Below are 20,322 nucleotides of genomic sequence, written 5' to 3'. Positions count from 1 at the left end.
GGCGCGTGCGACCCGGCTCCCGGTCCCGCGCGTCATGGATGGCCGGGGACCGTCGTCAGCAGCGGTTTCGGCGACGTCTTCCCGGTGGGCGCGCCCAGGGCGGTCAGTGTGAACACCAGGGCGAGCGCGGCGGCGAGACCGATCCCCGCCGCGATGAGTGCGCGCATACGGGCCTCCCCGCGACCGTAGCTGATACATCGTCAGGTCCGGCACCGTAGCAACGGTCGCGCGAGATGAGAACAGGTCGTGCCTATGAGGGCGGCGCCCCACCGGTCCGGTGGGGCGCCGCCCTCATAGGTACGACCTGAGCCTATGCGCTGGGACTGGCCGACGGGGTGGAGGTGGCCGCCGCCACGTCCAGTTCGATCGTCACGGTGGCCCCGCCCGCGGTGGTGACGCGAAGCAGGAAGGTGCCGGCCGTGTCGTCGGCGTAGAGCTTCGGGAGCTTCAGCAGACCGTCCGCGTCGGTCGTCAGGCCCGTGAGGGTGCGCACGGTCTTGCCGTCCGCGTCCTTGAAGTAGGGGCCCTTGTCGTTCTCGGTCGGGTCGTCGGCCGACTTGACGAGGGTCGCGGTGGCCGCGACACCGTCCGCGACGGCCCCCTTGTAGGTGGCCTTCACCTCGACCTGGTCCGCGAACTCGCCACCGGGGGTGCAGGTGAGGGGGGTGTCACCGGTACGGGCAACGGCGTCCGCCTGGCGTTCGGTGACGGTCACCGGGAAGTCGACACCGGTGACCGTGCGGCCCGCGACGACGGCGCTGACCTTGAAGTCGCCCGTCCTCGCGCCCGCCACGAGCGCGGGCGCGGTGGCCTTGCCCGCGCTGTCGGTGACGACGGCCGCCACGCGCTCGCCGCCCGCGAAGGTGGAGTCCGTGTCACCGCTGATCGTGAAGCGCACCCGGACCTTCGGCACGGCCTTGCCCGCCTTCGTCACGGCCTTCACCACGATCTTCTGGCCGAACGTGTCGCCCGTCATGGCGGAGAGCGTCCCGGTCCCGCCGTCCGCCAGGTGGTCGACGGTGTCGGTCGGGGTCGGCGACGTCGACGGGGGCTTCGGCTTGCCCGGAAGGGACGGACTCGGGCCGGTGGAGCTCCCCTTGCCCGGCTTGCCGGGGGCGTCGTCGGTCTTCCTCGGCTTCGGGTGGGTACCGGGCTTGTCGTCGCTGCGGTGCGAGGGCAGTGTGCCGCTGCCGTCCGGGATCGAGTGGGTGCCCTTGAGGTAGTACTCGTACCAGGACAGAACGGTGTCGAGGTAGTCCTGCGAGTTGTTGTAGCCGAGTATCGCCGCGTTCATGTCGGACTGGACCCCGAGGTCGCGGTCGAAGCGGCAGAGGTAGTGCGCGGCGGCGAGGGCGGCGTCGTAGACGTTGTTCGGGTCCTCGACTCCGTCGCCGTTGCCGTCGCGGCCCGCCCACGCCCATGTCGAGGGGATGAACTGCATGGGCCCGACCGCGCGGTCGTAGCGGCTGTCGCCGTCGTAGACACCGTTGTCGGTGTCCGTGATGTGCGCGAAGCCGTTGCCGTCGAGGACGGGGCCGAGGATCTTCGAGTACGTCGTCCCGTCGGCGTCGACCCGGCCGCCACGGGCCTGGCCGGATTCCACCTTGCCGATGGCGGCGAGGAGTTGCCAGGGCAGATTGCAGCCCGGCTTCGACTCGCGGACTTCGGCGGCCGCCTGCTTGTAGGCGTCGAGGACGGTGGCGGGTATGCCCGCCTCCGAGACCCCGGTGACCCCGGTGGCCGCTCCGGCGCTCGGGCTGGGCGACGCGGTGGGGCTGTTGAGCGGCGGGAGGTCGGTGAAGTAGCCGCCGTTGCCGGTCGCCGAGCCGTCGCTGCTTCCGCCGTCGACGGCCTCTGACGTGGCCTGGGCCCCGGTGGGCTGCTTGCCCTGGTCCTCGGTGGCCACACCGGGAGCCTGGGACGCCGCCAGAGCCGCGACCGCGACCGCGGCCACAGCGGTGGTTGCCGCCCCCTTGCGCAGCCGTCGGCCGAAATGCGCCGCCATTGAGTGAACCCCTCCCGTCGACGACCCCACGGACGTTCGATCGCGTTGTGTGCATTCGACCACGCGCCCGGCGCGGTGACCATGTGACCCTACGACAACTTGAGTCGCCCGGACACCCGTTGGCGCCCGGTTTTCACCAGTTGGTCACGTCCGGTTCGGCGGGGCGTACGAGCAGGACGGAGCGCCCCACCCGTTTCATGCGTACCTCATACTGGACGTCCGTGATCACCGGGTGGTTGTACCCGGGCGACGACTGCCGCGGGGGGCCGCACGTGCCGTTCACTCTCAGTCATGCGGCGGCGGTGCTGCCCGCCGTGCGGGCCGACGGGTCGGGCCGCGGACGGCTGGTGCCCGCGGTCCTCGTCGCGGGCTCGTTCGCGCCCGACTTGACCTATTACGCGGCGAGCGCGGTGTCCGGGGGAATGGAGTTCGGTGACGTCACCCATTCCTTCGCCGGGGTGTTCACGGTCGATGTGCTCATCGCGTGGGTTCTGGTGGGGGCGTGGCTGGCCCTGCGGGAACCGCTGGTGGCGCTGCTGCCGCCGGCTCGGCAGGGGCGGATCGCGGCGCTGGTGCGCTGTGGCACACGGCGGCGAGGGCTCTCGTTTCCCGTGGCTCTGCGGTGGTACGTCTCCGCCGTGCTGGGCGCGCTGACGCATGTCGTGTGGGACGCGTTCACCCATCACGACCGCTGGGGGGTGCGGCTGTTCCCCGTGCTGGGGCGGCAGATCGCGGATGCCCCGCTGTACTGGTACCTGCAGTACGGGAGTTCGGCGGTCGCGGCGGTGATGATCGCGGTCTTCGTGGCCGTCGCGCTGCGTCGGGTGCCGGCCGACCCCTCCGCGCTGTCGCGGGTGCCCGCGCTGTCCTGGGCCGACCGGTGGCTCGCGGGAGCGGTCATCGGTGGGTGTGCGGCGGCCGGGGCCGCACAGCGGGCCTCACGGTGGTGGGCCTACTGGGGTGCGACGGCGAAGCCGTGGGAGTTGATCCCTGCGGTCTGCTTCGGCGCGGGCGCGGGTCTCGTCGTCGGGCTGGCGCTCTACACGGTGATGGTCAGGGCGCGTCGTCGTCCGGGCCCTGCCGACCGGGCAGCGGCTCGTAGGGAGCGGGCCCGCCCGGTGTCCCGCTGACCGGCTCGCCGGGTCCGGGGGCGACACGGGAACGGCGGGCGGCGGCGAGTGCCCGCAGCAGGTCCCGGGCCACGGCGAGGACGGCCCGCAGGCGCGAGCCGGCCGCGTCCTGCTCGGGCGGCCCGGGGCGGCGGGCCGCGTGGTCACAGGCCGGGCCGGTGTCACCCGGCGGTCCCACGGGGGCTCCGGGACAGGAGCCGATCGCCGTGCGGACGATCCGGATGCCCTCCGACACCCTGGTGGTGAACGCGGCGGCGCGCTCGGCGAGGCCTGGTCGGGGCAGACGTGCGGTGCTCGCGCCGGGCGCGCGGGCCGCGGTCGGGTGCAGCAGAGCGGCGCATACGAAGGCCCCTCGGATCGCCGCCCGGCGGGGAAGCGCACGTATACCCATGGGGCATCCTTACGCCCGAGCGGGCGCGGGCGCCGCTTGGCGGGGGCCACGGGAGTGAGGGGCCGGGGCGGGCGTCCCGGGACGTCCACCGGCCCGGACGCGGCGCACCCATCGACCCTGGACCGGCACGTCCACCGACCCCGACCTGCGCACCGCCGGATCACCTCCGGGGTCGTCCACCGCGGCGGTGGGCGGGCCCCGGCGGCCGGCCGGAACACGGCCCCGGCCGGCTGTTCCGTGCCGTCGGGGCCGCCGGCCCAGGCCGGGTCCCGGCCCCGGCCGCTCGCGGGGCCCGGTCGGTGGCTAGTGCGCCGCCGACTCCCAGTCCTCACCGGATCCCACGGACACATCGAGGGGCGCCCTGAGACGGACCGCGTCCGCCATTTCGCGGCGGACGACCTCCTCCACCGGGGCACGCTCGCCCGGAGCGATCTCCAGCACGATTTCGTCGTGCACCTGGAGGAGCATGCGGGACTTGAGGCCGGCGTCCTGCAGCGCGCTGTCCACCTTCAGCATGGCGATCTTGACGATGTCCGCGGCCGTGCCCTGGATCGGGGCGTTCAGAGCCATCCGCTCCGCCGTCTCCCGGCGCTGGCGGTTGTCGCTGTTCAGGTCGGGCAGGTAGCGGCGGCGCCCGAAGAGGGTCTCCGTGTACCCGGTGGCCCTCGCCTCGTCGACGACACGGCGCAGATACTCCCGTACCCCGCCGAACCGCTCGAAGTACGTGTCCATCAGGCCACGGGCCTCCGCCGCCTCGATGTTCAGCTGCTGGGACAGGCCGAACGCCGACAGACCGTACGCCAGGCCGTAGGACATCGCCTTGATCTTGCGCCGCATCTCCGCGTCCACCCCGTCGCGGCCCACGCCGAACACCTGGGAGGCGACCGTGGTGTGCAGGTCCTCGCCGGAGGTGAACGCCTGGATCAGGCCCTCGTCCTCGGACAGGTGCGCCATCACCCGCAGTTCGATCTGGCTGTAGTCCGCCGTCATCAGCGACTCGAAGCCCTCGCCGACGACGAAGCCGCGGCGGATCGCCCGGCCCTCGTCCGTGCGCACGGGGATGTTCTGCAGGTTCGGGTCCGTCGACGACAGCCGGCCGGTCGCCGCGACCGTCTGGTTGAACGTGGTGTGGATCCGGCCGTCCGCGGCGATCGTCTTGATCAGGCCCTCGACCGTGACGCGCAGCTTGGCCTGCTCACGGTGACGCAGCATGATCACCGGTAGTTCGTTGTCCGTCTGGGCGGCGAGCCAGGCCAGGGCGTCCGCGTCCGTCGTGTAGCCCGTCTTGGTCTTCTTGGTCCTGGGCAGGGCCAGTTCACCGAAGAGGACCTCCTGGAGCTGCTTGGGCGAGCCCAGGTTGAACTCGTGCCCGGCCGCCGCGTGCGCCTCCTTCACCGCCTGCTGGACGGCGCCCGCGAACAGCTGCTCCATGGCCTCCAGATGCGTGCGGTCCGCGGCGATGCCGTGCCGCTCCATGCGCGCCAGCAGCGCCGAGACGGGCAGCTCCATGTCGCGCAGCAGGTCCGCGGCGCCGACCTCGCTCAGCTTCTCCTCGAAGGCCCGGCCGAGGTCGAGGATCGTGCGGGCCTGGATCATCAGCGCCTCGGCCTCGGCGCCGTCGTCCGTGCCGAAGGCGAGCTGCCCGTCTGCCGTCGCGGCCGGCTCCAGCTCGCGGCCCAGATACTCCAGCGACAGCGCGTCCAGCGCGAAGGAGCGACGGCCCGGCTTGACGAGGTACGCGGCGAGCGCCGTGTCCATGGCCACACCCCGCAGGGTCCAGCCGTGCTCGGGGAAGACCCGCATCGCACCCTTGGCGCTGTGCAGCACCTTGGGGCCGGCCGGGTCGGCGAGCCAGGCCGCGAACGCCTTCTCGTCCTCCTCGTCCAGTTGCGCCGGGTCGAACCAGGCCGCCGCCCCGTCGGCCGCGGCCAGCGCGATCTCCGCGACCGCTCCGGCGCCGAGGGCCCACGAGTCGACCGTGGCCACGCCGAGCGGCTGCCCGGCGTGCCGGTCGAGCCACGGCTTCAGCTCGCCCGCGCCCAGGACCGAGCCGTCCAGTTCGACACCGCCGGCCGCGACCGGGGTCGCCTCGGCCTCCTCGGCGCCGGGGTCGACGGCGAAGAGCCGCTCGCGCAGCGAGGGGTTCCTGATCTCCAGGGTGTCGAGGACCATCGCGACGGACTTGCGGTCGTACGGCGCGCGCTCCAGGTCGGTGACCGCCTTCTCCAGCGCCACGCCCCGCTCCAGCTCGGTGAGGCGGCGGTTGAGCTTCACCGACTCCAGGTGGTCGCGCAGGTTCTGCCCGGCCTTGCCCTTGACCTCCTCCACGCGCTCCACCAGCTCCGCGAACGAGCCGAACTGGTTGATCCACTTCGCGGCCGTCTTCTCGCCGACGCCGGGGATTCCCGGGAGGTTGTCCGAAGGGTCACCGCGCAGCGCCGCGAAGTCCGGGTACTGCGCGGGCGTCAGCCCGTACTTCTCGAAGACCTTCTCAGGAGTGAACCGGGTCAGCTCCGAGACGCCCTTCGTCGGGTACAGCACCGTGATGTTCTCGGTGACCAGCTGGAAGGAGTCGCGGTCGCCGGTGACGATCAGCACCTCGAAGCCCTCGGCCTCGGCCTGGGTGGCGAGCGTGGCGATCACGTCGTCCGCCTCGTACCCCTCGACGGCGAAGCGCGGGGCGTGCATCGTGTCCAGCAGCTCGCCGATCAGCTCGACCTGGCCCTTGAACTCGTCCGGGGTCTTCGAGCGGTTCGCCTTGTACTCCGTGAACTCCTCGGAGCGCCAGGTCTTGCGCGACACGTCGAACGCCACCGCGAAGTGCGTGGGCGCCTCGTCGCGCAGCGTGTTCGCCAGCATCGACGCGAAGCCGTAGATCGCGTTCGTCGGCTGGCCGGTCGCGGTCGTGAAGTTCTCCGCGGGCAGCGCGAAGAACGCGCGGTAGGCCAGTGAGTGCCCGTCCATGAGCATCAGCCGCGGACGGCCGCCGCCGGAGGTCTTCTCGGTCTTCTTCGATGCTGTTTCTGCCACGCACCCGATCCTGCCACGCCCCGCTGACACTCGGACCCGCCCGCGGACGCCTCCGGTCCGGCGAGCGCCGCGTCCCGGGTGCAGGCCGCCCCGTCGCGGTACGGGGACCGGTCCCGGCCCGACGCGGTCGTGCGTGGCCGAACGGCACCCCCGCCGGGCCGCTGCCCGGTCGCGGCGGGCGGCCGCCCCGTCGCATCGGGCGGCCGCACCGGTCGCACGCCGGGACGGATCGGTTGGTGCCCGTGGGGTCGGGGCGGCGACACACGGTCACACGGCCGCACAACGTCACGGAGCACCGCGGAATCGCACCCCATGACCCGCCGTGCGCGGGCCCGCCCTCCCCGCGACCGGGCGGCGCTCCCCGTCACCGCAGCGTGCGAGGATCGGAGGCGTACCTCACACGTGCATGCGAAGGGGAGGGCCGAGATGGCCAGCAAGCCGCCCAAGGGTGACCCGGTCCAGGACGCGCCGCAGGTCGCCGGACCGCAGCACGCCGCGGCGGGGCTGCCCGCGATCGGACACACCCTGCGTGTGGCGCAGCAGCAGATGGGCGTGCGCCGCACGGCACTCACCCTGCTGCGCGTCAACCAGAAGGACGGCTTCGACTGCCCCGGCTGCGCCTGGCCCGAGCCCGACCACCGGCACACCGCGGAGTTCTGCGAGAACGGCGCGAAGGCGGTCGCCGAGGAGGCCACCCTGCGCCGGGTCACCCCGGACTTCTTCGCCGCGCACCCGGTCGCCGACCTCGCCTCGCGCAGCGGCTACTGGCTGGGCCAGCAGGGGCGCCTGACGCACCCCATGTACCTGCCCGAAGGCGCGGACCACTACGAACCGGTCTCCTGGGAGCGCGCCTTCGACATCGTCGCCGAGGAGATCAAGGCGCTCTCGTCGCCCGACGAGGCCGTCTTCTACACCTCGGGCCGCACCAGCAACGAGGCGGCGTTCCTCTACCAGCTGTTCGCGCGCGAGCTGGGCACGAACAACCTGCCCGACTGCTCGAACATGTGCCACGAGTCCTCCGGTTCCGCGCTCTCCGAGACGATCGGCATCGGCAAGGGCAGCGTGCTGCTCGAGGACCTCTACAAGGCGGATCTGATCATCGTCGCCGGGCAGAACCCCGGCACCAACCACCCGCGCATGCTCTCGGCGCTGGAGAAGGCGAAGGCGGGCGGCGCGAGGATCATCAGCGTCAACCCGCTGCCCGAGGCGGGCCTGGAGCGCTTCAAGAACCCCCAGACCCCTCAGGGCATGCTCAAGGGCGCGGCGCTGACCGACCTGTTCCTGCAGATCCGCATCGGTGGCGACCAGGCGCTGTTCCGCCTGCTCAACAAGCTGATCCTCCAGACCGACGGAGCGGTCGACGAGGAGTTCGTCCGCGAACACACCCACGGCTTCGAGGGGTTCGCCGAGGCCGCCCGCCAAGCCGACTGGGATGACACGCTCACGGCGACCGGTCTCACCCGTGAGGAGATCGAGAAGGCCCTCGGGATGGTCCTCGCCTCCGAGCGCACCATCGTCTGCTGGGCCATGGGCCTCACCCAGCACAAGCACTCGGTCCCCACCATCCGGGAGATCGTCAACTTCCTGCTGCTGCGCGGCAACATCGGACGCCCGGGCGCGGGCGTGTGCCCGGTGCGCGGTCACTCGAACGTGCAGGGCGACCGGACCATGGGCATCTTCGAGCGCCCGGCGCCCGCCTTCCTGGACGCGCTGGAGAAGGAGTTCGGCTTCGCGCCGCCGCGTGAGCACGGCTACGACGTCGTCCGGGCCATCCGTGCCCTGCGCGACGGCGAGGCGAAGGTCTTCTTCGCGATGGGCGGCAACTTCGTGTCCGCCTCCCCCGACACCGATGTGACCGAGGCGGCCATGCGCCGTGCCCGGCTCACCGTGCATGTGTCGACCAAGCTGAACCGCTCGCACGTCGTCACCGGTGCGCGCGCCCTGATCCTGCCCACCCTCGGCCGCACCGAGCGCGATCTGCAGGGCAGCGGCGAGCAGTTCGTGACCGTCGAGGACTCCATGGGCATGGTGCACGCCTCCCGGGGCCGTCTGGAGCCCGCCAGCGGCCATCTGCTGTCCGAGCCGGCCATCGTGTGCCGCCTGGCCCGCCGGGTGCTGGGTGAGGACAGCACGGTCCCCTGGGAGGAGTTCGAGAAGGACTACGCGACCGTCCGCGACCGCATCGCACGCGTGATCCCCGGCTTCGAGGACTTCAACGCGCGCGTGGCCCACCCGGGCGGTTTCGCGCTCCCGCACGCACCGCGCGACGAGCGCCGCTTCCCCACCGCCACCGGCAAGGCCAACTTCACCGCCGCCCCGGTGGAGTTCCCCGAGCTGCCCGAGGGCCGGCTCCTGCTGCAGACCCTGCGCTCGCACGACCAGTACAACACCACCATCTACGGCCTCGACGACCGCTACCGCGGTATCAGGAACGGCCGCCGTGTGGTCCTCGTCCATCCCGAGGACGCCCGCGCACTGGGCGTGGCGGACGGCTCGTACGTGGATCTGGTCGGCGAGTGGAAGGACGGCGTCGAGCGGCGCGCCCCCGGCTTCCGCGTGGTGCACTACCCCACCGCCCGGGGCTGCGCGGCCGCCTACTACCCGGAGACCAATGTCCTGGTGCCGCTGGACGCCACCGCGGACACGAGCAACACCCCCGCCAGCAAGTCCGTCGTCGTCCGCCTGGAACAATCGGCGACCGACTGAGCGTTTGCTCAGCCACAGCCGAGCGACCGACCCGACGAACGGAGCAGTACCCCATGGGCGAGCAGCACACCGTGAAGTTCCCGCAAGAGATCATCGACGAGTACGCCGCCCTCGGCGTCGATCTGCCCGCCCTCTTCTCCGCGGGCCACCTCGGCACCCGGATGGGCGTCCAGATCATCGAGGCCTCGCCGGAGCGGGTGGTCGGCACCATGCCGGTGGAGGGCAACACCCAGCCGTACGGACTGCTGCACGGCGGCGCCTCCGCCGTGCTCGCCGAGACCCTCGGTTCGGTGGGCTCCATGCTGCACGGCGGCAGCTCCAAGATCGCCGTCGGCGTCGACCTGAACTGCACGCACCACCGCGGAGTGCGCTCCGGCCTGGTCACCGGTGTCGCCTCACCCGTCCACCGGGGGCGCTCGACCGCGACGTACGAGATCGTGATCAGCGACGAGGAGGGCAAGCGCGTGTGCACCGCCCGGCTGACCTGTCTGCTGCGCGATGTGAACCCGGGCGACGGGGCTCAGGTGCGCTCGGCGGGCTGACCCGCCGAGCCGGTGTCCGCAGCGCCGTTGATCCTGGCCCGGCGGCGCCCTAGCGTCATGACATGGCAACGGGAGGAGTTCCCCGGCCGGGGGTGGCCGCGCTGGGGTTGGCGCTCGGACTCGCGCTCCTGGCGGGCGCGTCGGCGACCGCCTGCGACAACTCGGGCTCCGAGGGCGGGAGAAGCCCGGGGCGGGCCGGCGTCCCGCCGTCGCCGCGGACCACACCCGCCCAGGAGCTGTGCGCACGGGTCGTCGGGTACTGGTCGCGCAAGGTGCTGGACAGCGACACGTACGGCGACTACCAGACGATGGGGCTGTCCAACGGGCAGTACGAGATCCTGCGGTCCGTCGTGGACGCCGCGCGAGCCGTGAAACGGCGTCAGGGCGCCGAGGCCGCCGATCAGTTGATCGACCGCCGGGCGCACGAGGGCTGCGCCGACTGGTACCGCACCGGCGGTCCGAGCAACGGACCGTGGCAATGAGCGGCATCGGGCCGGTCGAGCCGGGTGAGGACACAAGCGCCTGGGACGCCCCCGACCCGGGCAGCTCGCTGCTGCACGATCCGCCGCGCGGACGGCTCGGCCGGCTGTACGACCGGCACCGCCGCGTCGCCCTCACGGCCGCCGCGATCGCCTCCCTCCTCGCGGGCGGCGGCTACCTCTACGCCACGCGACCGCGGCAGCCCCCGCCCCCACCACCGCCGTACCCCTCCCAGGTGGTCGAGGTCGCCTACCTGAGCTCCGCGGCCACACCCCCCGGCGCCCCGCCCAGGAGCTTCAGCTTCGGTGTGGTGCTGCGCGTGGAGTCCGGGCCGCCCGTGACCGTGAGCCGGATAGCCCAGCCCTATGCCGGGCTTTCCGTCACCTCGGTGCCGCGCCCCCCTTTCCGCACAAAGGCGGGTTCGGCTCGTAAAGTTGTCATCACCATGCATGTGACCGAATGCGGAAAAGTGCCCGAAGAGGCCGGGCTGCCTTTCCTGGACGTAACTCTGCGTAATACGCGCGCAATGCAGGTGCAGAGTTTCATCCTGGGGCCGCGGTATGCGCAAGCGCTCTCGAGTGCCGTGCGTGTCGCCTGCGACGACGATTCCAGGTAATCACCAAAACCGCCGACGCCCCTGAACCCAGCGGCGCACGTCCTGCGGGTTCTCACTATGCGGACCGGGCGAATCAGTCGGAATTCAGCTGTTCCACCCGTCCAGTACCGCTCTGCATTACCTCGTGTCATAACAAGAGCGTCACAGCCTTGGTCAGACCCTCCTCGCCGTTCCCTGCCCACGCTTAGAGTCACGGCCAGTCACCGCGCGGTCTGAATGTCACTTCGGCCCAGCGCTCGACTCGGCCACTTCCAGGGGGGAGGGCCGTGCCAGGGAAAGGACTGATCGTGCGTCAACGTTCGCTCATCGCCATCACCGCCGCGCTGGCGGCGGGAGCACTGACCCTCACCGCCTGCGGCTCGCGCGACAACGGCAAGAGCTCGGACTCCGGCAGCGGTGGTGGCACCACCGTCACCATCGGCGTCGACGCGCCACTGACCGGCGACCTGTCCGCGCTGGGCCTGGGCATCAAGAACTCCGTGGACCTGGCGGCCAAGACCGCCAACAAGCAGAACTACGTCAAGGGTGTCACCTTCAAGATCGAGGCCCTCGACGACCAGGCACAGCCCTCCTCGGGCCAGCAGAACGCCAGCAAGCTTGTCGCCGACAACGGCGTCCTCGGCGTCGTCGGCCCGCTGAACTCCTCCGTCGCCGAGTCCATGCAGAAGGTCTTCGACGACGCCAAGCTGGTCGAGGTCTCCCCGGCCAACACCAACCCGGCCCTCACCCAGGGCCCGGACTGGCAGAAGACGAAGGCCCGGACGTACAAGTCCTACTTCCGCACCGCGACCACGGACGCCATCCAGGGCCCGTTCGCCGCGCAGTACGTCTACAACGACTCCAAGAAGAAGAAGGTCTTCGTCATCGACGACAAGAAGACCTACGGCGCGGGCCTCGCCGCCACCTTCACCGAGGAGTTCAAGAAGCTCGGCGGCACGGTCGTCGGCACCGAGCACATCAACCCCGACACCAAGGACTTCTCCGCGGTCGCCACCAAGGTCAAGAACTCGGGCGCCGAAGTCGTCTACTACGGCGGCGAGTACCCGCAGGCCGGCCCGCTCAGCAAGCAGATCAAGGCCACCGGCGCCAAGGTCCCGGTCGTGGGCGGCGACGGCATCTTCGACCCGACGTTCATCAAGCTGGCCGGCGCCAACAGCACCGGCGACCTCGCCACCTCCGTCGGCGCCCCGGTCGAACAGCTCCCCTCCGCCAAGGAGTTCGTGGCCAACTACAAGGACGCCGGCTACAAGGAGGAGTACGCCGCGTACGGCGGTTACTCCTACGACTCCGCCTGGGCGATCATCGAGGCCGTCAAGAAGGTCGTCGAGGACAACGGCGGCAAGCTCCCCTCCGACGCCCGCGCGAAGGTCACCGCCGCCATGCAGAACGTCTCCTTCGACGGTGTGACCGGCAAGGTCTCCTTCGACGAGTTCGGTGACGCGACCAACAAGCAGCTCACCGTGTACGCCGTCGAGAACGGTGCCTGGAAGCCGGTGAAGTCGGGCACCTACACCGGCTGATCCACACCCGCACCGCTCACGAGCCGCGCGGGGCGCTGTTCCACAGGCGCCCCGCGCGGACTCGCATCCGGCCACATCCGTCGAACATCCGAAAGTCTCGGAGGACATGCGGTGAACGAACTGCCGCAGCAGCTGGTCAACGGCCTGCTACTAGGAGCCATGTACGGGCTCGTCGCCATCGGCTACACAATGGTCTATGGCATCGTCCAGCTCATCAACTTCGCGCATGGCGAGATCTTCATGACCGGCGCCTTCGGCGCCCTCACGGTCTATGCGTACGTACTGCCCGATGGCACTTCCATGTGGGTCGCCCTGCCACTGATGCTCATCGGGGCCGTCCTGGTCGCCGTCACCGTCGCGGTGGGAGCGGAACGATTCGCCTACCGCCCCCTGCGCAACGCGCCACGACTTGCCCCCCTCATCACGGCCATCGGTCTCTCCCTCGCCCTGCAGCAGGCGGTCTGGGCCTGGTACCCCGAAGCCAAGTCCGCCCGGACCTTCCCGCAGATCGACGGAGGCCCCTTCCACCTCGGCAACGTCACCATCCAGACGGGTGACATCTTCCTCCTTGCCGCGGCCCCCATCAGCATGGCCGTCCTCGCCTACTTCGTCATGAAGACGCGCACCGGACGCGGCATGCAGGCCACCGCCCAGGACCCGGACACCGCCAAGCTCATGGGCGTCAACACCGACCGCATCATCGTGATCGCCTTCGCCCTCGGCGCCGTCTTCGCCGCCGTCGGCGGCGTCGCGTACGGCCTCAAGTACGGCCAGGTCGACTTCCGCATGGGCTTCATCCTCGGCCTCAAGGCGTTCACCGCGGCCGTCCTCGGCGGCATCGGCAACATCTACGGGGCCATGATCGGCGGCGTCGTCCTCGGCGTCGCCGAAACCCTGGCAACCGCGTACATCGCCGACCTCCCGGGCATGGAGAAGTTCGGCAGCCAGTCCTGGGCAGACGTCTGGGCGTTCGTACTCCTCATTCTCGTGCTCCTGCTCAGGCCACAAGGTCTGCTCGGTGAGCGCGTCGCGGACAGGGCGTGACACCGATGACCACACAGACCACTGCTCCCGACACCCCGAGCACCCCTGCCCCCGGCGCCCCGTCCGGCCTCGTCGCCATCCCGCCCCACATCGGCCGCGCCCTCGCCACCGCGGGCGCCGCGCTCACCATCGTCTCGACGTTCCTCGCCTGGACGTGGACCACCGACTTCCCCGGCGACCTCACCGTCTACGGCTACCCCGGCGGCCTGCAGGTCCTCGTCCTCATCGGCGGCGTCCTCACCACCCTGTTCGGCCTCGCCTCCTACGGCGTCAAGGGCCTTCGCTGGCTCGCCCCCGCCGGCGCCGACGGGGCCCTCAAGTTCGCCGCCCTCACCACCTTCGCCACCGCCTGGTACACGGTCCTGTCCATCAGCATCGAACTCGGCGGACTCGTCAACCTCGAGCCCGGCGGCTACATCGTGGCGGTCACCAGCCTCGCCGCGTTCCTCGGCGCCCTCGCACTGCCCTTCGAGCGGCCCGAACCCGACCCCATCGACCCCGACGACACCTCCTGGGAGCACTTCAAGCACCAGGCGTCCCACCGGTGGACGACGGTCAGAGCCGCCTTCGCCTCCGGCTCCCCCCGCCCCGTGGCCAAACTGCCCGCCTACGTCGAGATCCTGATCATCGTCGCGATCCTCGCCCTGGGCCTGGCCGTCTTCACCTACGGCATCGGCACCGAGTACGACGAACTCTTCGTCGGCTTCCTCATCACCGCGGGCTTCGGCTTCGCCGCCCTCGCCAAGGCCGGCCTGATCAGCCAGGCCTCCGAACTCACCTCCCGGCACCAGAACATCACCATCTGCGGCGCGTTCGTCGCGGCGGCGCTGTTCCCCTTCACCCAGACCAGCGACCAGTACGCGACCCTCGGCGTCTACATCCTCATCTTCGCCACCGTCGCCCTCGGCCTGAACATCGTCGTCGGCCTCGCCGGCCTCCTCGACCTCGGCTACGTCGCCTTCCTCGGCGTCGGCGCCTACGCCGCGGCCCTGGTCTCCGGATCCCCCAACTCACCCTTCGGCGTGCACTTCCCCTTCTGGGCCGCCGTCCTCATCGGCGCCGCCGCCTCGCTCGTCTTCGGCGTCCTCATCGGCGCCCCCACCCTCCGTCTGCGCGGCGACTACCTCGCCATCGTCACCCTCGGCTTCGGTGAGATCTTCCGCATCACGGCCAACAACCTCGACGGCACCTCAGGACCCGACCTCACCAACGGCTCCAACGGCATCGCGTCGATCCCGAACCTCGACATCCTCGGCATGGACTTCGGCGCCCAGCACGACGTCGGCGGCTTCACCATCGGACGCTTCGCCAACTACTTCTTCCTGATGCTGATCATCACCGCCGTCGTCGTGCTCGTCTTCCGGCGCAGCGGCAACTCGCGCATCGGACGCGCCTGGGTGGCCATCCGCGAGGACGAGACCGCCGCCCTCGCCATGGGCATCAACGGCTTCCGGGTCAAGCTCATCGCCTTCGCCGTCGGCGCCTCGCTCGCCGGCCTCGCCGGCACCGTCCAGGCCCATGTGACCTACACCGTGACGCCCGAGCAGTACCTCTTCGCCGGCGCCATCCCGCCCAACTCGGCCTTCCTGCTCGCCGCGGTCGTCCTCGGCGGCATGGGCACCATCAGCGGCCCGCTCATCGGCGCCGCACTGCTCTTCCTCATCCCGAACAAACTCCAGTTCCTCGGCGACTACCAGCTCTTCGCCTTCGGTGTCGCCCTCATCCTGCTGATGCGCTTCAGGCCGGAGGGCCTCATCCCGAACCGGCGCCGCCAACTGGAATTCCACGAAGAGGCGGAAGCGCCCACAGTCCTCGGCAAGACAGGGGCCTGACCACCATGACCACCGACACCACCACCAAGGACGCCACGCCGGACGCCACCGCACCCGGCCAGGTCGTACTGGACGCACGCGGCGTCACCATGCGCTTCGGCGGCCTCACCGCCGTACGCAACGTCGACCTCACCGTCAACAGCGGCGAGATCGTCGGACTCATCGGCCCCAACGGCGCCGGCAAGACGACCTTCTTCAACTGCCTCACCGGCCTCTACGTCCCCACCGAGGGCGAAGTCCGCTACAAGGGCAACGTCCTGCCGCCCAAGTCCTTCAAGGTCACCGCCGCCGGCATCGCCCGCACCTTCCAGAACATCCGTCTCTTCTCCAACATGACGGTCCTGGAGAACGTGCTGGTCGGACGCCACACCCGCACCAAGGAAGGCTTCTGGTCCGCCGTCCTGCGCGGCCCCGGCTTCCACCGCGCCGAAGCGGCCTCCCGCGAACGGGCCATGGAACTCCTCGAGTTCGTCGGCCTCGCCGCCAAGGCCGAACACCTCGCCCGCAACCTGCCCTACGGCGAACAGCGCAAGCTCGAGATCGCCCGCGCCCTCGCCAGCGAACCCGGACTGCTGCTCCTCGACGAGCCCACCGCCGGCATGAACCCGCAGGAGACCCGGACCACCGAAGAACTGGTCTTCGCGATCCGAGACAAGGGCATCGCCGTCCTCGTCATCGAGCACGACATGCGCTTCATCTTCAACCTCTGCGACCGCGTCGCCGTCCTCGTCCAGGGCGAGAAGCTCGTCGAGGGCGACAGCGCGACCGTCCAGGGCGACGAACGAGTCATCGCCGCCTACCTCGGCGAACCCTTCGAGGACGCCCCCGGCGACGCGGAGGTCGCCGAGGTGGAGGCCGCCGAGGCGCAGGCCGAAGCCCAGACGGACGCCGCGCCCGGCAAGGAGAACGACCGATGACCGCACTGCTCGAAGTCGAGGACCTCCGGGTCGCCTACGGCAAGATCGAAGCCGTCAAGGGCATCTCCTTCAAGGTCGAGGCCGGCGAGGTCGTCACCCTCATCGGCACCAACGGCGCCGGCAAGACCACCACCCTGCGCACCCTCTCCGGCCTGCTCAGGCCGGTGGGCGGCCAGATCAAGTTCCAGGGCAGATCGCTCAAGAAGACCCCGGCCCACCAGGTCGTCTCCCTGGGACTCGCCCACTCCCCCGAGGGGCGGCACATCTTCCCCCGCATGACCATCGAGGACAACCTGCGCCTCGGCGCGTTCCTGCGCTCCGACAAGCAGGCCATCGACAAGGACATGCAGCGGGCCTACGACCTCTTCCCCATCCTCGGGGAACGCAGGAAGCAGGCGGCCGGCACCCTGTCCGGCGGCGAACAGCAGATGCTCGCGATGGGCCGGGCCCTGATGTCCCAGCCGAAACTGCTCATGCTCGACGAGCCCTCCATGGGCCTCTCCCCGATCATGATGCAGAAGATCATGGCGACCATCGCCGCACTGAAGGCCCAGGGCACGACGATCCTCCTCGTCGAGCAGAACGCCCAGGCGGCGTTGTCGCTCGCCGACCACGGCCATGTGATGGAGGTCGGCAACATCGTCCTCTCCGGCACCGGCCAGGACCTGCTGCACGACGAATCCGTGCGCAAGGCCTACCTCGGCGAGGACTGAGCCCTCCCCGGCACATGTGTGAGGCCCGCACCCCTCCTCGGGGCGCGGGCCTCACACACGAATACCGGGACTCAGCCCTTCGCGGCCTTCTTCTCGTCGGCGTCCTGGATGACGGCCTCCGCGACCTGCTGCATCGACATACGGCGATCCATGGACGTCTTCTGGATCCAGCGGAAGGCGGCGGGCTCGGACAGCCCGTACTCCGTCTGCAGGATCGACTTCGCCCGGTCGACCAGCTTCCGGGTCTCCAGCCGCAGCGTGAGGTCCGCGACCTCCTTCTCCAGCGTCTTGAGCTCGTTGAACCGGGAGACCGCCATCTCGATCGCCGGGACCACGTCACTCTTGCTGAACGGCTTCACCAGATACGCCATCGCACCCGCGTCCCGGGCGCGCTCGACGAGGTCGCGCTGCGAGAACGCGGTCAGCATGAGGACCGGGGCGATGCGCTCCTCGGCGATCTTCTCGGCCGCCGAGATGCCGTCGAGCTTCGGCATCTTCACATCGAGGATCACCAGGTCGGGCTTGTGCTCACGGGCCAGCTCGACGGCCTGCTCACCGTCACCGGCCTCACCGACGACGTGGTAGCCCTCCTCCTCGAGCATCTCTTTGAGGTCGAGCCGGATGAGCGCCTCGTCCTCGGCGATGACGACACGGGTCGTCAGCGGAGGCACGTGCGACTTGTCGTCGTCGGCAACGGGCTGGGGCGACTCGGGGGAGGTCACTCGGGCTCCTCGTCACGGGCTGGGGCAGGTGGTGCTGCTTATGCAGCCTACCTAGAGGCGGCGACCTGCGGTGACCCGGTACACTCTCGGCAGTGCCTGGCCGGGTTGGTGGAACGGTATACACGGAGGTCTCAAACACCTCTGCCTGTGAGGGCTTGCGGGTTCGAATCCCGCACCCGGCACACTTCACCATATAGCGGAGGTTCACCTTCTCGTGAACCTCCGCTTTTTGCTGCGCATGGTCACGTTCAGTGACGCACCGTGGACGTATGAACGGTCATGGCACTGAAGTGCGGCAGAAGGCGCTCACCCTGTTCCGCGACGGGGCGAGGAACGCCGACGTGGCCCGGCAGCTCGGCGTCCCCGCGGGGACGATCGGCTACTGGAGACACATGGACCGCGCGAGGCACGGCCAGTGCCCCGGGAAACACGACCCGAAGTGTCCGCGCTGCGACGGCCGGGACCTGGACGAGCCGGCCTACAGCTACCTGCTCGGGCTCTACCTGGGCGACGGTCACATCAGCCACTACTCCGAGCACCGCGTGCCCAATCTCATGATCACTTGCGCCGAGTCCTGGACCGGACTCATCGACGAGTGCGAGAAGGCCCTGCGCGCGGTCTTTCCCGACAACTCGGTATGCCGGGTGCGCAGGACCGGCTGCCGCAACGTCAAGGTGTACTCGAAACACCTCCACTGCCTGTTCCCCCAGCACGGTCCCGGCAAGAAGCACGAGCGCCGCATCGTCCTCGAGCCCTGGCAGCAGGACATCGTCGACGCCCATCCCTGGGGTTTGATCCGGGGCCTCATCCACTCCGACGGCTGCCGCATCACCAACTGGACCACCAGGCTCGTCGGCGGTCAGCGCAAGCGCTACGAATATCCGCGCTACCTCTTCACCAACGTCTCCGACGACATCCGGCGGCTCTACACCGACACCCTCGACAAACTGGGCATCACTTGGACGCACTGCACCCGCCACGGCAACCCGTACAACATCTCCGTCGCCCGCAAAGCCTCCGTCGCGCTTCTCGATGTTCACGTCGGCCCCAAGTACTGACCGCGTGAAAGGGCCCCTCGGCGGGAGGGGCCCCTGGTGTGCGGGCCGGCTACTTGGGGCTGTCGTCCTCGCCGATGTGGTGCACCCGCACCATGTTCGTCGAGCCCGAGACCCCGGGCGGGGAGCCCGCCGTGATGACCACGATGTCGCCCCGCCGGCAGCGGCCGTACTTCAGCAGCAGCTCGTCGACCTGGTCGACCATCGCGTCGGTGGAGTCGACGTGCGGCCCGAGGAAGGTCTCCACGCCCCAGGTCAGGTTGAGCTGGGAACGCGTGGCCGGCTCGGGGGTGAAGGCGAGCAGGGGGATCGGTGAGCGGTAGCGGGAGAGCCGGCGCACGGTGTCGCCGGACTGGGTGAAGGCGACCAGGAACTTGGCGCCGAGGAAGTCGCCCATCTCCGCCGCCGCACGGGCGACGGCTCCGCCCTGGGTCCGGGGCTTGTTGCTCTCGGTGAGCGGCGGGAGGCCCTTGGCGAGGATGTCCTCTTCGGCGGCCTCGACGATGCGGGCCATCGTCCTGACCGTCTCGACGGGGTAGTTGCCGACGCTGGTCTCGCCGGAGAGCATGACGGCGTCGGTACCGTCGATCACCGCGTTCGCGACGTCGGAGGCCTCCGCCCTGGTGGGGCGGGAGTTCTCGATCATCGAGTCGAGCATCTGGGTGGCGACGATGACCGGCTTGGCGTTGCGCTTGGCGAGCTTGATCGCGCGCTTCTGGACGATCGGGACCTGCTCGAGGGGCATTTCCACGCCGAGGTCGCCGCGGGCGACCATGATGCCGTCGAAGGCGGCGACGATCTCGTCGATGTTCTCGACGGCCTGCGGTTTCTCGACCTTGGCGATCACGGGAAGGCGGCGGCCTTCCTCGTCCATGATGCGGTGGACGTCCCTGATGTCCCTGCCGCTGCGGACGAAGGAGAGTGCGATGACGTCGCAGCCGGTGCGCAGCGCCCAGCGCAGGTCGTCCTCGTCCTTCTTGGAGAGTGCGGGGACGGAGACGGCGACGCCGGGGAGATTGAGGCCCTTGTGGTCGGAGACCATGCCGCCTTCGACGACGACGGTGTGGACCCGGGGGCCGTCGACGGCCGTGACCTCGAGGCACACCTTGCCGTCGTCGACGAGGATGCGCTCACCGGTGGTGACGTCGCCGGCCAGTCCGGCGTAGGTGGTTCCGCAGGTCTGGCGGTCACCCTCGACGCCGTCCTCGACGGTGATCGTGAAGACGTCGCCGCGTTCAAGGAGTACGGGACCTTCGACGAATCGTCCGAGTCTGATCTTCGGGCCCTGAAGGTCGGCGAGGATTCCGACGCTGCGACCGGTCTCGTCGGCGGCCTTTCGCACGCGCTGGTAGCGCTCCTCGTGTTCGGCGTAGGTGCCGTGGCTGAGGTTGAAGCGGGCGACGTCCATTCCGGCGTCGACCAGGGCCTTGATCTGGTCGTACGAGTCGGTGGCGGGGCCCAATGTACAGACGATCTTTGCTCGGCGCATGGTTCGAGCCTAGGCCTTACCCGCCGGTAGAGAATTGGTCCGGCGTGACTACTCAACAACCTTTAAGTGAAGCGCTATTGACAAGTGTTGAATTGTGCGGTGCTGCGCTCCGATGAGCATCCCGGAGAGA

Annotated in this window: 17 protein-coding genes and 1 tRNA gene; 12 read left to right on the top strand and 6 right to left on the bottom strand. The window is 70.0% G+C overall.

All coding sequences use genetic code 11. The annotated features are described in order from the left end of the window. Positions 1 to 32: 32 nt before the first annotated feature. A complete protein-coding gene (locus RCR19_RS27685; protein ID WP_331267594.1) occupies positions 33 to 167 on the bottom strand; it encodes an SPW_0924 family protein in 135 nt (44 codons plus the stop codon). A gap of 143 nt (positions 168 to 310) precedes the next feature. Then, entirely contained in the window at positions 311 to 2,005 is a 1,695-nt protein-coding gene (locus tag RCR19_RS27680; protein ID WP_331267593.1) for a lytic transglycosylase domain-containing protein, read from the bottom strand. A gap of 272 nt (positions 2,006 to 2,277) precedes the next feature. On the opposite strand from RCR19_RS27680, the gene RCR19_RS27675 reads away from it, so the two are divergent. Further along, positions 2,278 to 3,135 carry a DUF4184 family protein gene (locus tag RCR19_RS27675; protein WP_331267592.1) on the top strand — a complete coding sequence of 286 codons (858 nt, stop codon included), beginning with the start codon at positions 2,278 to 2,280 and terminating at the stop codon, positions 3,133 to 3,135. Here RCR19_RS27675 and RCR19_RS27670 read toward each other — a convergent pair. Both RCR19_RS27670 and polA read right to left on the bottom strand, forming a co-directional pair. Beyond that, entirely contained in the window at positions 3,059 to 3,526 is a 468-nt protein-coding gene (locus RCR19_RS27670) for a hypothetical protein (protein ID WP_331267591.1), read from the bottom strand. The genes RCR19_RS27675 and RCR19_RS27670 overlap by 77 nt on opposite strands. Before the next feature lie 303 nt (positions 3,527 to 3,829). After that, positions 3,830 to 6,556, bottom strand: coding sequence for a DNA polymerase I (polA, locus tag RCR19_RS27665; RefSeq protein ID WP_331267590.1), 2,727 nt, complete (start codon positions 6,554 to 6,556; stop codon positions 3,830 to 3,832). A gap of 426 nt (positions 6,557 to 6,982) precedes the next feature. Between polA and RCR19_RS27660 the strand changes: the two genes are divergently transcribed. The 9 genes from RCR19_RS27660 (at position 6,983) to RCR19_RS27620 (ending at position 16,926) form a co-directional block, all read left to right on the top strand. Beyond that, positions 6,983 to 9,262: an FdhF/YdeP family oxidoreductase gene (locus RCR19_RS27660; RefSeq protein ID WP_331267589.1), complete on the top strand. Its 2,280-nt coding sequence runs from the start codon at positions 6,983 to 6,985 to the stop codon at positions 9,260 to 9,262. Positions 9,263 to 9,315: 53 nt separating this feature from the next. Continuing rightward, complete coding sequence (locus RCR19_RS27655) at positions 9,316 to 9,804, top strand: hotdog fold thioesterase (RefSeq protein ID WP_059133152.1); 489 nt, start codon at positions 9,316 to 9,318, stop codon at positions 9,802 to 9,804. Between the two features lie 62 nt (positions 9,805 to 9,866). Continuing rightward, positions 9,867 to 10,286, top strand: a complete 420-nt coding sequence (locus RCR19_RS27650; RefSeq protein ID WP_331267588.1) for a hypothetical protein — start codon at positions 9,867 to 9,869, stop codon at positions 10,284 to 10,286. Continuing rightward, a complete protein-coding gene (locus tag RCR19_RS27645; protein ID WP_331267587.1) occupies positions 10,283 to 10,900 on the top strand; it encodes a Tat pathway signal sequence domain protein in 618 nt (205 codons plus the stop codon). Before RCR19_RS27650 ends, RCR19_RS27645 begins: the two co-directional genes overlap by 4 nt. 287 nt (positions 10,901 to 11,187) lie before the next feature. After that, positions 11,188 to 12,420, top strand: a complete 1,233-nt coding sequence (locus tag RCR19_RS27640; RefSeq protein ID WP_331267586.1) for a branched-chain amino acid ABC transporter substrate-binding protein — start codon at positions 11,188 to 11,190, stop codon at positions 12,418 to 12,420. Positions 12,421 to 12,531: 111 nt separating this feature from the next. Then, positions 12,532 to 13,464: a branched-chain amino acid ABC transporter permease gene (locus tag RCR19_RS27635; protein WP_331267585.1), complete on the top strand. Its 933-nt coding sequence runs from the start codon at positions 12,532 to 12,534 to the stop codon at positions 13,462 to 13,464. Positions 13,465 to 13,469: 5 nt separating this feature from the next. Continuing rightward, on the top strand, positions 13,470 to 15,296 hold the full coding sequence (locus tag RCR19_RS27630) for a branched-chain amino acid ABC transporter permease (RefSeq protein WP_331267584.1): 1,827 nt from the start codon (positions 13,470 to 13,472) through the stop codon (positions 15,294 to 15,296). 5 nt (positions 15,297 to 15,301) lie between these two features. Beyond that, positions 15,302 to 16,213 (top strand): ABC transporter ATP-binding protein, encoded by a 912-nt coding sequence (locus RCR19_RS27625; protein ID WP_059133156.1) that lies wholly within the window; start codon positions 15,302 to 15,304, stop codon positions 16,211 to 16,213. Continuing rightward, positions 16,210 to 16,926: an ABC transporter ATP-binding protein gene (locus tag RCR19_RS27620; protein ID WP_331267583.1), complete on the top strand. Its 717-nt coding sequence runs from the start codon at positions 16,210 to 16,212 to the stop codon at positions 16,924 to 16,926. The genes RCR19_RS27625 and RCR19_RS27620 overlap by 4 nt, the downstream gene beginning before the upstream one ends. A gap of 71 nt (positions 16,927 to 16,997) precedes the next feature. Here RCR19_RS27620 and RCR19_RS27615 read toward each other — a convergent pair whose 3' ends face one another. Then, the gene (locus tag RCR19_RS27615; RefSeq protein ID WP_331267582.1) at positions 16,998 to 17,648 is read right to left on the bottom strand and encodes a response regulator; all 651 of its coding nucleotides are present in this window, start codon (positions 17,646 to 17,648) and stop codon (positions 16,998 to 17,000) included. 99 nt (positions 17,649 to 17,747) lie between these two features. Here RCR19_RS27615 and RCR19_RS27610 point away from each other — a divergent pair. Together RCR19_RS27610 and RCR19_RS27605 are read left to right on the top strand one after the other, a co-directional pair. Continuing rightward, positions 17,748 to 17,830: transfer RNA gene (locus RCR19_RS27610), tRNA-Leu, on the top strand. 87 nt (positions 17,831 to 17,917) lie between these two features. Further along, on the top strand, positions 17,918 to 18,706 hold the full coding sequence (locus RCR19_RS27605) for a helix-turn-helix domain-containing protein (RefSeq protein ID WP_331267581.1): 789 nt from the start codon (positions 17,918 to 17,920) through the stop codon (positions 18,704 to 18,706). A gap of 49 nt (positions 18,707 to 18,755) precedes the next feature. Here the strand turns inward: RCR19_RS27605 and pyk are convergent, their stop codons facing one another. After that, the gene (gene pyk / locus RCR19_RS27600; protein ID WP_331267580.1) at positions 18,756 to 20,192 is read right to left on the bottom strand and encodes a pyruvate kinase; all 1,437 of its coding nucleotides are present in this window, start codon (positions 20,190 to 20,192) and stop codon (positions 18,756 to 18,758) included. Positions 20,193 to 20,322: the final 130 nt, after the last annotated feature.

The organism is Streptomyces sp. WAC07094 (assembly GCF_036320405.1).
In the GTDB taxonomy this organism is placed as follows: Bacteria; Actinomycetota; Actinomycetes; order Streptomycetales; family Streptomycetaceae; genus Streptomyces; species Streptomyces lannensis.
The sequence above is the reverse complement of the archived record's forward strand: the minus strand, read 5'-3'. Positions and strand labels throughout refer to the sequence as shown.

Coding starts and splice junctions, on each gene's coding strand:
- RCR19_RS27685 (WP_331267594.1), bottom strand. CDS start 167: ATGCGCGCACTCATCGCGGCGGGGATCGGTCTCGCCGCCGCGCTCGCC.
- RCR19_RS27680 (WP_331267593.1), bottom strand. CDS start 2,005: ATGGCGGCGCATTTCGGCCGACGGCTGCGCAAGGGGGCGGCAACCACC.
- RCR19_RS27670 (WP_331267591.1), bottom strand. CDS start 3,526: ATGGGTATACGTGCGCTTCCCCGCCGGGCGGCGATCCGAGGGGCCTTC.
- RCR19_RS27660 (WP_331267589.1), top strand. CDS start 6,983: ATGGCCAGCAAGCCGCCCAAGGGTGACCCGGTCCAGGACGCGCCGCAG.
- RCR19_RS27655 (WP_059133152.1), top strand. CDS start 9,316: ATGGGCGAGCAGCACACCGTGAAGTTCCCGCAAGAGATCATCGACGAG.
- RCR19_RS27650 (WP_331267588.1), top strand. CDS start 9,867: ATGGCAACGGGAGGAGTTCCCCGGCCGGGGGTGGCCGCGCTGGGGTTG.
- RCR19_RS27645 (WP_331267587.1), top strand. CDS start 10,283: ATGAGCGGCATCGGGCCGGTCGAGCCGGGTGAGGACACAAGCGCCTGG.
- RCR19_RS27630 (WP_331267584.1), top strand. CDS start 13,470: ATGACCACACAGACCACTGCTCCCGACACCCCGAGCACCCCTGCCCCC.
- RCR19_RS27625 (WP_059133156.1), top strand. CDS start 15,302: ATGACCACCGACACCACCACCAAGGACGCCACGCCGGACGCCACCGCA.
- RCR19_RS27620 (WP_331267583.1), top strand. CDS start 16,210: ATGACCGCACTGCTCGAAGTCGAGGACCTCCGGGTCGCCTACGGCAAG.
- RCR19_RS27605 (WP_331267581.1), top strand. CDS start 17,918: ATGAACGGTCATGGCACTGAAGTGCGGCAGAAGGCGCTCACCCTGTTC.
- pyk (WP_331267580.1), bottom strand. CDS start 20,192: ATGCGCCGAGCAAAGATCGTCTGTACATTGGGCCCCGCCACCGACTCG.